The sequence below is a fragment of the Micromonospora sp. NPDC048905 genome (genome assembly GCF_040649655.1).
In the GTDB taxonomy this organism is placed as follows: domain Bacteria; phylum Actinomycetota; class Actinomycetes; order Mycobacteriales; family Micromonosporaceae; genus Micromonospora.
Genome location: NZ_JBEZFV010000003.1, coordinates 81,175 through 93,870 on the forward strand (window position 1 = coordinate 81,175; position 12,696 = coordinate 93,870).

Below are 12,696 nucleotides of genomic sequence, written 5' to 3' on the forward strand. Positions count from 1 at the left end.
GATCTTGCGCTTCCGGCACGGAGAAAAGCCCTGAACGGTGACGAATCAGGGGCCGCGCGGGCAAGATCGTGGGGTGTTGCGGGCGGGGTCGTACGATCGCAGCCATGAGCGGGCACGTGACGGCGCCGGCGGCGGCGGTCGCCGACGAGCTGCCGACCTGGGTGACACTGCTGCGCGCGCCGAACCCGGGGCCGATGACCCTCGACGGCACCAACACCTGGGTGCTGCGCGCCCCGACAGCCGAGGCGGCCATCGTGGTCGACCCGGGGCCGGCCGACGAGGGACACCTGACCCGGATCGCCGAGCACGGCCCCGTCGGGCTGATCCTGATCACCCACGGCCACCCCGACCACACCGAGGGCGCGGCCCGGCTGAGTGAGCTGCTCGGCGGTGTCCACGTCCTCGCCGTCGACCCGGCGCACACCATCGGCGGCGCGCCGCTGACCGAGCCGGGCGAACACTTCGGCGGCTTCGGCCTGGCGGTTCGTCTGCTGAAGACCCCGGGGCACACCGCCGACTCGGTCTGCTTCCTGGTCGAGCACGGCGACGAGCGGGTGGTGCTCACCGGTGACACCATCCTCGGCCGGGGCACCACCGTGGTCGCCCACCCGGACGGGCACCTCGGTGACTACCTGACCAGCCTGGAGCTGCTGTCCGCGTACACCGGGACTGCGGCGTTGCCCGGGCACGGCCCGGCGCTTGCCGACTGCGCCGCCGCCGCCGACTTCTACCTCGCGCATCGCCGGGCCCGGCTGGACCAGGTCCGGGCCGCGGTCGCGGCCGGTGCCACCACGCCCGCCGACGTGGTCGCGACGGTCTACGCCGACGTGGACCGCTCGCTCTGGCGGGCGGCTGAGTGGTCGGTCCGCGCGCAGTTGGAGTATCTGGGTGTCGGCACCGGGGAATCCGCGCCCGGGGTCAGTGGGTTGGAGCACATGTGACCTGCCCCGTGTGTGGAACCGTTGCCGTTCCCGGCGCGCGGTTCTGCCACAACTGCGGTGCCGCGCTGCCGGCCGCCGCCACGTTGCCGGCGGCCGAGCGTCGGGTGGTCACCGTGCTCTTCGGCGACCTCTCCGAGTTCACCTCCTGGTCGGAGGATCTCGACCCGGAACGCGTCGGCGCGGTCACCGACCGGGTCCTGGCCGCCCTCGCCGGTGCCGTGAAGACCTTCGGCGGACACGTCGACAAGCTGACCGGCGACGGGATCATGGCGGTCTTCGGCGCGCCGGTGGCGCACGAGGACGACGCCGAACGCGCGGTCCGGGCCGCCCTGTCCATGCAGCGGGCCGTCCGCCGGGTGCTCGACGACGAGCGGGGCGGCGGCGCGCCGCTCGGGCTGCGGGTCGGGCTGAACACCGGCGACGTCATCGCCGGCATCCAGGCCGCCATCGAATACACGGTCATCGGCGACACGGTCAACACCGCCGCCCGGCTGGCCGACGCCGCCGCCGTCGGCGCGGTCTACGCCGGCGGACGCACCGCCGCCGCCACCCGGCACGTGTCCTCCTGGCGGGCACTGCGCCCGCTGCGGCTCAAGGGCAAGCGTGAGCCGGTCGAGGCGTACGAGCTGCTGGGTCTGCTGGACGCGCCCGGCACCCGTTCCGGGCTCGGCGACGAGGCGCCGTACGTCGGCCGGGAGACGGAGATCGGCCGGATCGCCGGGCGGCTCGCCGAGGTGATCGACCAGGGTGACCCGCGGGTGCTGCTGATGACCGCGGAGGCGGGCATCGGCAAGTCCCGGTTCGCCGCCGAGGTGGAGCGCCTCGCCGCCGGGTACGACGTGGGCGCCGGCCGGTACGCCGCACACACGGGCGCCCGGGTGCTCTCGGTGCGCTGCGCCGCGTTCGGTGAGCGACGCCGCCTCGCGCCCCTCGCCGACCTGGTCCGGGCCGCCGTCGGCCTGCCCAGTGACGCCGCCACCGCCCTGACCCGACCGGCGGTGGAGGAGAGGCTGCGGCGGCTCGGGCAGCGGCTCGCCCGCTCCGGCGGTGAGACCCCGCCGATCGCCACCGAGCAGTTGCTCGCCCTGCTCGGCTACGCCGAACTGTCGGCACACGGCGGCACCGACACCGGCGAGTGGAGCGGATCGGGCACCCCGGCCGCGGATGCCGAGGTGGTGCCGAACGCGGTCGCCGACCTGCTCAGCGGGCTCGCCTCGGAGGCGCCGCTGGTGATCGTGGTGGACGACCTGCACGACGCCACCGCCGAGACGATCGGCGCCCTCGGGCTGACCCTGTCCAGGCTCACCGGCCCGGTGCTGGTGCTGCTGCTCGGCCGTCCCGAGCTGGTGCGTACCGCCGGGGCGCTGACCCGGGTCGCGGACGCCGAGGTGCACTCCCTGCCGCCGCTGCGGGGTGCCGACGCCGCGCGGCTGCTCACCAGCTACCTCGGCGGCGGCAAGTTGCCACCGGCCGACGCGGACCGGCTGCTCGCCACCGCCCAGGGCAACCCCTTCTACCTGGCCGAGTTGGTCACCCTGCTCATCGAGCGGGGGGCGCTCACCACGGAGACAGCGCGGGGTGCCCGCGCACCGTCGGAGCGGGACCAGAGCTCCTCGGCCGGCTGGCGGTTGGTGCCCGGTTCGCTGGGCAGCCGGCTGCTCTCCCGCGACCTCGCCGCCGTACTCGCCGCCCGCATCGACGCGCTGCCGCCGGACGCCCGCTCGGTGCTGCGGGACGCCGCGGTGATCGGTGACACGGTGCCGACCGGCGCGCTGGAGGCGCTGCGTGAACAGCGCGCCGGCCGCGACGGCCGGCCGTCGGCAGTGATCGCCGTGGAACTCGACCGAGCTGTCGAGGAGCTGCTGCAGCGTCGGATGCTGCACCGCTCCCGGGTCGGCTACTCGTTCGCGACCCCGCTGATGCGGGAGGCCGCGTACGCCGGTGTGAGCAAGGCGGAGCTGGCCGAGCGGCACGCCGCGTTGGCCCGCTGGGCGGCACCGGCGGACGGCGCGACGGCCGGGTCGCCGGGAGGGTTCACCGACGAGGCCCGGGACGACTTCGTGGCGACGCACGTCGAGCGGGCCGCCACGCTCGCCGACGCGGTGAAACTGCGCCCGGACGCGCCCGCCCGGGCGGTGGTGCCGCTCGGCATCGCCGCGCTCGGCCGGGCCGCCCGCCGGTCACTGTCCGCTGGTGAGCCGGTGCTGGCCATCGAGTACGCCGAACGCGCCACCGAGTTGGCCCGCGACGGGCTGTCGGCGGCCGACCGGGTGGTGCACGCGCGGGCGCTGCTCCAGGTCGGTCGCGTCGCCGACGCGCTGGCGTACGCGGAGAAGATCGCCGCGAACGCGGGGGACGAGGCCACCCGCGTCGGTGCCCTGCTGCTCGCCGGGCAGGCCCAGGAGACCCTCGGTGACCAGGGCCGGGCGATGACGGCCTGGCACGAGGCGTTGCAGGTCGCCACGGCCGCTGGGTTGCCCGTGCAGCGGGCGACGGCGATGCGCCGGCTCGGCATGGCCGACTTCGTGGCCGGGCGGCTTAGCCAGGCGAGCAGCCGGTTGGCTGCCGCGTACCAGGTCAGTCTCGGTGCGCAGGACCGGCGCGGGCAGGCGTGGTCGTTGCAGAACCTGGCCTGGGTGACCACCACCCGGGGTGACTTCGCCGGCACCGACGCGGTCCTCGGCCGGGCCGCCCGGCTCTTCGCCGAGCTGAAGGACCCGTACGGGCGGGCCTGGCTGCGCGGCACCACGGCGTTCGCCCGGCTGCTCGCCGGCCGACTGCGCGAGGCGTGTCGGATGGCGCAGGTGTTCCTGCCCTTCGGGGAGCGGGTCGGTGAGGCGTGGGCGGTGGGCACCTTGCGTGCGGTCGCGGCGTTCGCCACCGCCGAGCTGGGTGACCTGGCCGAGGCGGACCGGGAGGCCCGGCGGGCGTACCGGGAGTTCGCCGCCGCCTCCGACGACTGGGGACGCGGGTTCGCGCTCGTGGTCCGGGCGGTGGTGGCGCGTGGGCTGGGCGAGCCGGAGCACGCGGCGGACCTGCTCACCGACGCCCTGGCGTACGCCGAGCGCACCTCGCACCCGCTGCTCACCGGGATGGCCGGCACGTTGCGCGGCTTCGTGGCGTTGGACCTGGGCGACTGCGAGACCGCCGAGCGGGTGGCCCGCTCGGTGCTGACGGCCGTGGAGCCGCACAACCCGCAGGCCCCGGCCCAGGTGGCACCCCGGGTGCTGCTGGCGACGGCCCGGCTGGCCGCCGGTGACGCGGCGACCGCCGTCGGGCTGCTCGCCCCGGTGGCGACGGCCGCCGCGAACGCACCCTCGTTGCTCCTCTCCCGCCGCCAGACCATGGCCCAGTACGCGGCGGCCCTGCTCGCGCACGGTCAGCGGGAGCAGGCGTTGGACTGGGCCCGGCGGGCGGTCACCGCACCGGCCGAGGACGTACGGAGCCAGGTGATCGCGGCCGGTGTGCTGGCCGAGGCGCTGGCCGCCTGCGGCTACCTGGCGGAGGCGCAGTCGTGCGCGGACGAGGCGGTCCGCCTGGCGTACGCGACCGAGCAGCGCAGCGAACGCGCCGCCGCCAACGCTCTCCGCGCCCGTCTGACCACCTCTGCCTGACCCTTGGTGACGCCTCCCTGACCGAAACCTCTGGTCGGCCGGTCAGGGGTGTTGACGGCACGGTTTTTGCCGGTTCTGGGGATGTGGCGGTCGGGGTGAGGGGCTAGCGTGTCACCACCGTGTGCCGGTCCGCAGTGGTGACCGTCGCCGTGCCTGGGGAGGCCTCTTCATGAAGCTGCCGCGCTCTATCGCGGGCTGGACCATCGCGGTCTTCGGCGTGTTGGCGCTGGTGCTGGGCGCGGTCGGGCTGCTCTGGCCGGAGGCGCAGTTGCGCATGCTCGGGCTCGAGGTGCCGGAGACGCGTGCCGTCGGTGACCACACCGGCACCTTCCTGCTGGCGTCCTCGATGGCGGCGTTCAACATGGGCGTCTACTACCTGCTCGCCACGATCACCGAGTGGCGGGCGTTCTACCGGTTCACCGTCGTCTTCCGCCTTGTCACGTTCACCGTGTTCACCATCGCCGTGCTCTCCGACATCGCTCCGGGCCGGTTCTTCGGGGTGGCGGTGTGGGAGGGCCTGGGGGCGGTGGCCACCGCCGTCGGTCTGCGTCTGGATGCCCGCCGGAGCGCGTCGGCGGGCGGAGTCCCCTCGTCCGACGGCGCCGGGGCGGCTGCGCCCGCCGAGGAGGGTACCGGCCCGTCCGGTGCCGCTCCGGCGGACACGGTGCGCTGAGCCGCCGGCCGGGTTGGGTATTTTCGAGCGGTGACCGACACCCCGACCGGCGGCCCACCGGTGCCGATCGTGCCCGGTCTGACCGATTTGCGGGTCTTTGCCCGGGGCGGGTACGCGACCGTCTACCAGGCCACCCAGATCTCGGTAGGCCGCGAGGTCGCCGTCAAGGTGGAGAACCGGACGCTGGACAGCGAGCGGGACCAGGCCCGTTTCCTGCGCGAGGCGCGGGCGGCCGGCCGGATGTCGTCACACCCGCACGTGGTGGACCTCTTCGACGTCGGGGTCACCGTCGACCAGCACCCCTACCTGATCATGGAACTCTGCGACGGCTCGTACGCCGAACGGATGCGGACCTCGCCACTCGACCCGGTGGAGGCCCGCGACCTCGGCATCAAGATCGCCGACGCGCTGGCCCACTCACACGCGGCCGGGGTGCTGCACCGGGACGTGAAACCGGCGAACATCCTCCACTCGGCCTTCAACTCGGCGGTGCTCGCCGACTTCGGGCTGGCCGTGCTCGCGGAGCACCGCGACGCCTCGGTCACCCTGGAGGTGCTCACCCCGGCGTACGCGCCGCCGGAGATGTTCAGCCACAGCCCGCCGTCGCCGGCCGTCGACGTGTACGCGCTCTGCGCCACCCTCTACGCGGTGATGCACGGTCGGCCGCCCCGCTGGCAGTCCGAGCGCAACCCCAGCCTGATCACCGTCCTGGAGATGTTCAACCAGCCGCTCCCCGCCCTGCCCGGCGTCCCGGACGAACTGATCGACGTGCTGCGCGCCGGCATGGCCAACGACCCGGCCGAGCGTCCCTCCGCACTGGAACTGCACGACCTGCTCGCCAACCTGCCACTCGGTCCACCGTCGGCCCCGGTCAGCGGCGCCCCGGTCAGCGGTGGCGCGACCCGCCCCGGCCCGTACCCGCCCAGCCGGCCGGTGCCCCGACCGCCCATCGAGGACACCCAGCAGGTGGTCCCCGGCGTCCGACGCTGGCGGCGCTGGTTCCTCGGCGGTGCCGGCGTCCTCGCGCTCGCCGGCTCCGCGACCGCCGGGGCGTGGTTCGCCGACCATGCGGCACCGCCGACCCCGAGCCCGACGGCCACCCAGGTCGCCGCCCCGGCGACCGGGCCGCTGCCCGGCTGCACGACCGGCAACGGCACGCCCACCGTGCTGCCCGAGGGCGCCCGGTGCCTGCCCGAGCTGGAATGCTTCGGCCCGATGCGCATCCGCGGCGACCGCGCCGAGGCGGCTCGGCTGTCCTGCACCGGCCGGCACACCTGGGAGACGTACGCCGAAGGCATCCTGCCGGTGTCCCTGGTCGGCGCCAACTACGACGACGTGGTCGCCGCCGCGCAGGTGCGACAGGTGTGCAGCGCCACGACGTTCCGGTTGACCACCGGGATCGCCGAGCCGAGTGGCTGGCACCTGGAGGTGCTCCCACCGGTCGACGGGAGCATCGACCGGACGTACCGGTGCCTGGCTGGGCGGGGCGTGGACGCACTCGCCGCGCCCACCCTCACCGGCCGCTGATCCCGTCCGACCCGCGCCGCCGGTCCCGCACCGCCCGCAGGGCATCCCGACTGTCCAGGGCGTCGAGGGTGTCCGCGTCGATCCCGTACGGCATCAACTCCGCCGGCCCGGTGGTCGCCGGCCGGTCCTCCGGCTCCGGGTCGTCGGCCTGACGGGCGGCGGAGAAGGCCACCCCGGCGACCATGGCCAGCAGGACGCAGAGCAGGGCGAGAACCACGCCGACCAGGTCCTGTCGGCGCCAGACGACCAGCAGGGCCAGTGGCACGAGGGCTCCGAGTGCCGCGAGCACCGCCACCGTCCGCGCATCGGGCCTGGACAATCGACTCATTCGTTCAGCATGTCGTGACATCGGCGGCTGTCAACCGGAGAGCGGGCGGCGCGCCGATCGACACCGGCCGACCGGTCCGCCTGACGTACCCGGTCGGCGTCGCTACGGAAAAGCATCCAGTCGATACCCTGGGTGTTCCGCAGGCTGGTCCGTCAGCGAGGTCACCTCATGAACGTACGCAGTTCCCGGTCCCGGCTCCGTTCGGTCGCGACGACACTGGCGGTCGCCCTCACCCTCACCCTGGCGGCCGCCGCCGGCTGCGACAGCCGGCAGGAGCCGTTGCCGTCCGTGCAGCAGAAGATTCGTGAGTCGCACATCTACCGGCAGGCACAGCTGCGCATCGGCGTCGCCACCAAGGAGCCGTTGATGGGCGACCTGCGCAACGGCCAGCACGTCGGCTTCGACGTCGAGATCGGCAGGTACATCGCTGCCTCCCTGGGCTACCAGGGCGAGCAGCGGTTGGAGTTCGTGTCGGTGGCCACCGAAAACCGGATCCCGGCGTTGCAGGGCGGCACTGTCGACCTCGTGGTGTCCAGCTTCTCGATGACGGAGGAGCGCGAGAAGCTGGTCAGCTTCGCCGGGCCGTACCTGGTCACCACGCAGGAGGTGATGGTGCCGGTCCGCCTCAAGGACCGGATCCGCACCATCGAGGACCTGCGCGACCCGGCGTACAAGGTGTGTACCAGCGGCGGGTCCACGACCGAGGCCGAGCTGGAGAAGCACGGGGTCAGGACGTTCGTGGTGAAGGACGTCGGGGACTGCGTCGACGGCATCCGGGCAGGCCGGTACGACGTGGTCAGCTCGGACGAGACGATCCTCGCCGGGTTCCTGGCCACCTATCCCAGGGAGTTCGAGGTCGTGGACATGCCCTTCGGCACCAGCGAGCTGCTGGGCATCGGCGTGCCGATCGGCGACCCCGCGCTGCGCGACCTGGTCGCGTACTTCCTGCAGAAGAGCTACGACAAGGGACGCAACGGGCAGGTGAGCCCCTGGCAGAGCGCCTACAACAGCACCCTGGGTCCGTGGCTGAAGGTCGAGAAACGCCAGCCTCAGCCGCTGCAGGTGCCGAAGCTTGTCGACTTCGACGACAAGGCGCCGTCGACGTGAGCACGGCGCCGACCGCGACCGGCGCCGACGGCCCGGTTCCACCACCCCGCACGTCCGTGCCGGGTGTGGCGGCACCGCCGGCCAGTGATGGTACGGCTCACGTCGAACCGGACCAGGCTGGCTGGCCGGTCGGCGTGCCGGTCGCCGAACCAGCCGACCCGGTCGTCGCCGACGTCGAGCCCGGGCGGGTCCGTTGGGATCCGGCGGAGCGGCGTGCCCGTGCCAGCCAGTCCTTCTGGACGGCGCTGGTGGGCGTACCGGCGATCTTCTCGGTGCTCCGCCTCGGTGTGGAGGCGGGCGGCGAACTTCAGACCACACTGTTGCTGGTGGCGAACGTCGGCCCGGTCAACCTGCTCGCCGGCTTCCTGACCACGGCGGCTCGGCTGCTCTCCACCGGAATGGTCGCCGTGTTCGCGCTCGGGGCGGTGCTGGCCGTCGGGGCGGACCGGCTGCCACCGGGGACCCGCCGTCGCCCACTCTTCGCCCGCTGGGCCGACCTCACCCCGGCCTGGGTGGTGCTTGCCGCTTTCCTGCTCGCCCTGATCACCTGGCCGCTGCTCTACCTGCCGCTGCTGCTGCCGGCGTTCGCGGCCGCGTTTCAGCTGCGCCCCGGGCGACTGCACGAACGGTTGGCGCCACGACTGGTCATGATCGTCGCACTGCTCGCCGGGTACGGCTGGCTGCTGCTGCCGACGCTGCGAGACGCCGGGAAGCAGGGCGAGCTGTTGGTGTTGGCGCTGCTTGCGGTGCCGCCGCTGCTGGCTCTCTTCATCGCGGGACCGCTACCCGGTGTGGTGATCCGGCCGCTGGCGTCGGTGACCGAGGTGGCGATGCTCGCCATGCTGGTCTGGGCCGCGGTGCCGGTGATCAGCACACCGGTGTTGCCGCTGACCGTCACGACGGTGGGCGCGGAGAGCGGACCCACCGAGGACGTACGCGGGCACGTGATCACCACGGACGACGTCAACATGGTGATCCTCCAGGAGCGGGGTGGGGTGCGGTACGTGCCTGTCGATCTGGTCCGCGCGCAGGTGCTCTGCCCGAGCGAGGAGGAGTTGCCCCGGTACCAGTTGCGCATCCGGGACTTCCACGTCGAGGACTCGCTGTTGGAGGGCATGGGCCGCCGGGTTCGCCCGGTCCACCGCATCGACGCCGCCTGCCGGATCCCCGGCTGAACGTGCGACGGGTGGCCGGCCGATCAGTGCGACAGACGTGCTGTCGCGTCGGCGGCGTCGGCCAACTCGTCGGCGACCTGGGGGTTGGTCGAGGTGATGGCGGCGGTCCACAGCACGTCGGTGGGCGTCGCGCCGGCCAACCAGCGCCGCATCGACTCCTGCGCCCGGTCGGGCAGGGGACCGTGGTGTGACAGACCCTCGACGACCTCGGCCAGGTGCCGCGCGGTGGCCTCGCCGGGGATGGCCGTGAACTCGGCCAGGTACGGCCCGAGGTCGATCTCCAGCTCGGCGACCGCCTCCAGCAGGCCCCAGGCCGAGGTGGTGGACGGGAACTCCGCGAGGATCCGGTGCCACCAGCCGAGGAGGAACCGCTCGACGGCTGCCCGCTCGGCGGCCGGCCAGCCGTGCCACTGGTCCCGCATCCGCCCGGTGACGGCCTCCGGCGGCAGGTACGACAGCTCGCCACTGGCGGCCGCCTCGAGCAGCCGGGGCAGCAGGTGCGGCACCTCGGTCCCGTCGCCCCAGGTGCCCCGGTTGCCCAGGTAGTCATCGATCTGGTCGGTGGTCAGTTGCCGCAGCGGGGTGCTGGCGAAGAGGGCCAGGTCCGCCGGCTCCACGCAGTGCGGGCAGGCCTCCATGTCGGCGGGCATCGGGTGGTCGGCGAAAGCGGCGTAGAGCCCGTCTACCAGCCGATCGAACTCGACGTCGTTGCGCACCCGCTCAGTATTTCCGACGACGCGCTCGGACGGGGCCCGCATATACAGTCGGACTGTATATGCTGCGGTCATGGCGAAGGCTTCCCTGCACGAATCGACCTATCTGATCCTCACCGCGCTCGTCGAGGCCCCACGGCACGGATACGCCGTCCTCGACGAGGTCCGCCGGATCTCCGACGGGCGCGTCGACCTGCGCGCCGGCACCCTCTACGCGGCGCTGGACCGGCTGCGTACCGAGGGCCTCATCGACATCGAGCGCGAGGAACAGGTGCAGTCCAGATTGCGGCGGTACTACCGACTCACCGCCGCCGGGGTGCAACGCCTGGCCGAGGAGTCGGCGCGCCTGCGGAGCAACGCCGACGCGGCGAGCGTGCGGCTGCGTCGTGCCGGCCTCCTCGTCGAAGGCGGTGCGGCGTGACGTTGCACCAGGTCTACCGGTCGCTGCTGGCCTGCTACCCCCGCGCGTACCGGCGGCAGTACGAGGACGAACTGATCGGGGTGTTGCTTGACGACGCGGCACCGGGCCAGCGCAGGCCCTTGGCGCGAGACGTGTCCGCCCTGCTCGGCGGGGCGTGTCGGGCGCACGTCCGGCAGGTAGGCGCCCGGTTCTCGGTCGACGCGTGGCGAGATGCGGCGCAGGTGCTCGGCCTGATCGCCGCGCTGCTGTTGTTCGTGCGCTCTGCGCGCGTTCCGGTGCTGCACCTCAGCATGTACGCGCAGAGCTATCCGGAGGGGATCGGTGAACCGTTCGTCCTCTGGCCGCATGGTCCCCTGGCGGCGCTGTGGCTCGTCGTGGCGGTGTTCACCGCACTCGGATGGGGGCGGGCGGCGGCGGCGATCGCCGTCGGCGGCGTGGCGTTCGAGGTGGTACGGGTCGCCGAGGCCTACGGATATTATTCGACGGTCTTCGACATCTGGCCCGTCGTGCTCGCCGCGATGGTCCCGCTTGCCCTCGCCCTCCGCGCTCCCCGTTCCATAACGGCTGTCCTCGGGCGTTGGCGGCTCGGCACACTGGCGGCGGCGACGGTGGTGAGCGTCGGCGCGCCGAGCGTCGCCCTGGTGACCGCCGCTGACGTTTCGACGTCGCCCATCTACGGCACCTGGATGTTCACCAGCGGTGTCGGCCGCGTCGAGGCGATCCTGTTGATCGCGGGGTACCTGCTCTTCGCCCTTGTCGTCCTGTCGACGCCGACGGCGCTCCGACTGCGCCTGCTCGCGCTCGTCGTCCCGGTGGGGGTCACGCTGCTTCTCACCCGGGTGGGGCTCGGAACCACGGGGACGTACCTGGAGCGCTCCAGCCACGACGGTGTCCCCGACGCGCTCACCTGGGCGCAGTGGTCGACGTTGGTACTGGCACCCGTGTTGCTCTTCGCGGTGGCCGTGGCGATCCTGCACCACCGCGAGCGGGCTGGGTCGCAGCAGGGCGTAGGCAGACCGATCACCCGCGCTCAGTAGGACTTGTCCTGACCGAGGACGTGCTGGGCCACGAAGTTGAGGATCATCTCCCGACTGACCGGTGCGATCCGGCCGGCCCGGACCGCGCCGAGCAGGGTCGCCACCCCGTACTCGGTGGTCATGCCGGCCCCGCCGAGGGCCTGGACGGCCGTGTCGACGGCGAGCGCGGCTGCCTCCCCGGCCGCGTACTTGGCCATGTTGCCGGCGACCCCGGCCTCCAGGTCGCGGCCGGCGTCGTACAGGGTGGCGGCCTTCTGGATCATCAGGCGGGCCAGCTCCACCTGCACCGCCGCGTGCGCCAAGGGATGCGATACCCCCTGGTGGGAGCCGATGCTCCGGCCACCCCAGACCTTGCGGGTTGCGGTGTACTCGCTGGCCCGCTCGATGGCGTACCGGCCGGTGCCGGCACCCATCGCGGCCACGGTGATCCGCTCCGGGTTGAGGCCGGCGAAGAGCGCCGGCAGCCCGGCGTCCAGCGACTCGCCGAGCAGCGCGTCGGCGGGGACCCGGACGTCGTCCAGGTAGAGCAGGAACTGGTTCTCCGGGGACACGATCTCCATGTCCAGCTTGGAACGGGTCAGCCCGGCGGCGTCGGCCGGCACGAGGAACAGCGCCGGCTTCAGCTTGCCGGTGGATGAATCCTCGGTACGCGCCACCACCAGGACGTGGCCGGCCTCGTCGACGCCGGAGATGTAGCACTTGCGGCCGTTGAGCAGCCAGCCGTCACCGTCCCGGCGAGCCACCGTGCCGAGCCGGTGGAAGTTGGAACCGGCCTCCGGCTCGGTGATCGCGAAGACGATCTTCTGGGAGCCGTCGGCGAGGCCGGGCAGGTGCCGCTTGCGCTGCTCCTCGGTGCCGTGCCGGGCGAGCACGGTGGCCGCGATGGCGGGGGAGACCACCAGCAGCAGCAACGGGCAGCCGGCGGCCGCCAACTCCTCGCACACGATCGCCAACTCGGTGATGCCACCGCCGCCACCGCCGTACTCGGTGGGGATGTTGACCCCCAGGTAGCCGAGCCGTCCCGCCTCGGCCCACAGTTCGGTCGTGTGCTCGCCGGCCTTCGCCTTCTCGACGAAGTAGCCGTGGCCGTAGCGACGGCCGAGCGCCCGGACGGCGTCGCGAAGCTGGTCCTGCTCAGGGGTGAGGTCGAAGGTCATCAG

General features: G+C 73.1%; 11 protein-coding genes. 8 read left to right on the forward strand and 3 right to left on the reverse strand.

The window, feature by feature from the left end; genetic code table 11:
• Positions 1–104 precede the first annotated feature (104 nt).
• From AB0C01_RS08565 to AB0C01_RS08580, 4 genes are all read left to right on the forward strand, one after another.
• The gene (locus tag AB0C01_RS08565) at positions 105–941 is read left to right on the forward strand and encodes an MBL fold metallo-hydrolase (protein WP_357570757.1); all 837 of its coding nucleotides are present in this window, start codon (positions 105–107) and stop codon (positions 939–941) included.
• Positions 938–4,555 (forward strand): adenylate/guanylate cyclase domain-containing protein, encoded by a 3,618-nt coding sequence (locus AB0C01_RS08570; RefSeq protein ID WP_357252984.1) that lies wholly within the window; start codon positions 938–940, stop codon positions 4,553–4,555. Before AB0C01_RS08565 ends, AB0C01_RS08570 begins: the two co-directional genes overlap by 4 nt.
• A 169-nt stretch (positions 4,556–4,724) precedes the next feature.
• Complete coding sequence (locus AB0C01_RS08575; protein ID WP_357252982.1) at positions 4,725–5,228, forward strand: hypothetical protein; 504 nt, start codon at positions 4,725–4,727, stop codon at positions 5,226–5,228.
• Positions 5,229–5,258: 30 nt separating this feature from the next.
• Positions 5,259–6,755, forward strand: coding sequence for a serine/threonine-protein kinase (locus AB0C01_RS08580; protein ID WP_357252979.1), 1,497 nt, complete (start codon positions 5,259–5,261; stop codon positions 6,753–6,755).
• On the opposite strand, the gene AB0C01_RS08585 is transcribed toward AB0C01_RS08580, so the two are convergent.
• Complete coding sequence (locus tag AB0C01_RS08585) at positions 6,742–7,083, reverse strand: hypothetical protein (RefSeq protein WP_357252976.1); 342 nt, start codon at positions 7,081–7,083, stop codon at positions 6,742–6,744. The genes AB0C01_RS08580 and AB0C01_RS08585 overlap by 14 nt on opposite strands.
• A gap of 168 nt (positions 7,084–7,251) precedes the next feature.
• Here AB0C01_RS08585 and AB0C01_RS08590 point away from each other — a divergent pair, with 168 nt between their 5' ends.
• Together AB0C01_RS08590 and AB0C01_RS08595 are read left to right on the forward strand one after the other, a co-directional pair.
• Complete coding sequence (locus AB0C01_RS08590; protein ID WP_357252973.1) at positions 7,252–8,190, forward strand: transporter substrate-binding domain-containing protein; 939 nt, start codon at positions 7,252–7,254, stop codon at positions 8,188–8,190.
• The gene (locus tag AB0C01_RS08595; RefSeq protein WP_357252970.1) at positions 8,187–9,365 is read left to right on the forward strand and encodes a hypothetical protein; all 1,179 of its coding nucleotides are present in this window, start codon (positions 8,187–8,189) and stop codon (positions 9,363–9,365) included. The genes AB0C01_RS08590 and AB0C01_RS08595 overlap by 4 nt, the downstream gene beginning before the upstream one ends.
• 23 nt (positions 9,366–9,388) lie before the next feature.
• Here AB0C01_RS08595 and AB0C01_RS08600 read toward each other — a convergent pair whose 3' ends face one another.
• On the reverse strand, positions 9,389–10,081 hold the full coding sequence (locus tag AB0C01_RS08600) for a hypothetical protein (protein WP_357570758.1): 693 nt from the start codon (positions 10,079–10,081) through the stop codon (positions 9,389–9,391).
• Between the two features lie 70 nt (positions 10,082–10,151).
• Here AB0C01_RS08600 and AB0C01_RS08605 point away from each other — a divergent pair, with 70 nt between their 5' ends.
• Entirely contained in the window at positions 10,152–10,499 is a 348-nt protein-coding gene (locus AB0C01_RS08605) for a PadR family transcriptional regulator (protein ID WP_357570759.1), read from the forward strand.
• Positions 10,496–11,536: a hypothetical protein gene (locus tag AB0C01_RS08610; protein ID WP_357570760.1), complete on the forward strand. Its 1,041-nt coding sequence runs from the start codon at positions 10,496–10,498 to the stop codon at positions 11,534–11,536. The genes AB0C01_RS08605 and AB0C01_RS08610 overlap by 4 nt, the downstream gene beginning before the upstream one ends.
• On the opposite strand, the gene AB0C01_RS08615 is transcribed toward AB0C01_RS08610, so the two are convergent.
• Positions 11,530–12,693: an acyl-CoA dehydrogenase gene (locus AB0C01_RS08615; protein ID WP_357570761.1), complete on the reverse strand. Its 1,164-nt coding sequence runs from the start codon at positions 12,691–12,693 to the stop codon at positions 11,530–11,532. The genes AB0C01_RS08610 and AB0C01_RS08615 overlap by 7 nt on opposite strands.
• Positions 12,694–12,696 lie beyond the last annotated feature (3 nt).

What these genes read in the sequence shown, in the direction of transcription:
- AB0C01_RS08585 (WP_357252976.1), bottom strand. Translation starts at nt 7,083, where the DNA reads ATGAGTCGATTGTCCAGGCCCGATGCGCGGACGGTGGCGGTGCTCGCG.
- AB0C01_RS08605 (WP_357570759.1), top strand. Translation starts at nt 10,152, where the DNA reads ATGGCGAAGGCTTCCCTGCACGAATCGACCTATCTGATCCTCACCGCG.
- AB0C01_RS08575 (WP_357252982.1), top strand. Translation starts at nt 4,725, where the DNA reads ATGAAGCTGCCGCGCTCTATCGCGGGCTGGACCATCGCGGTCTTCGGC.
- AB0C01_RS08590 (WP_357252973.1), top strand. Translation starts at nt 7,252, where the DNA reads ATGAACGTACGCAGTTCCCGGTCCCGGCTCCGTTCGGTCGCGACGACA.
- AB0C01_RS08565 (WP_357570757.1), top strand. Translation starts at nt 105, where the DNA reads ATGAGCGGGCACGTGACGGCGCCGGCGGCGGCGGTCGCCGACGAGCTG.
- AB0C01_RS08615 (WP_357570761.1), bottom strand. Translation starts at nt 12,693, where the DNA reads ATGACCTTCGACCTCACCCCTGAGCAGGACCAGCTTCGCGACGCCGTC.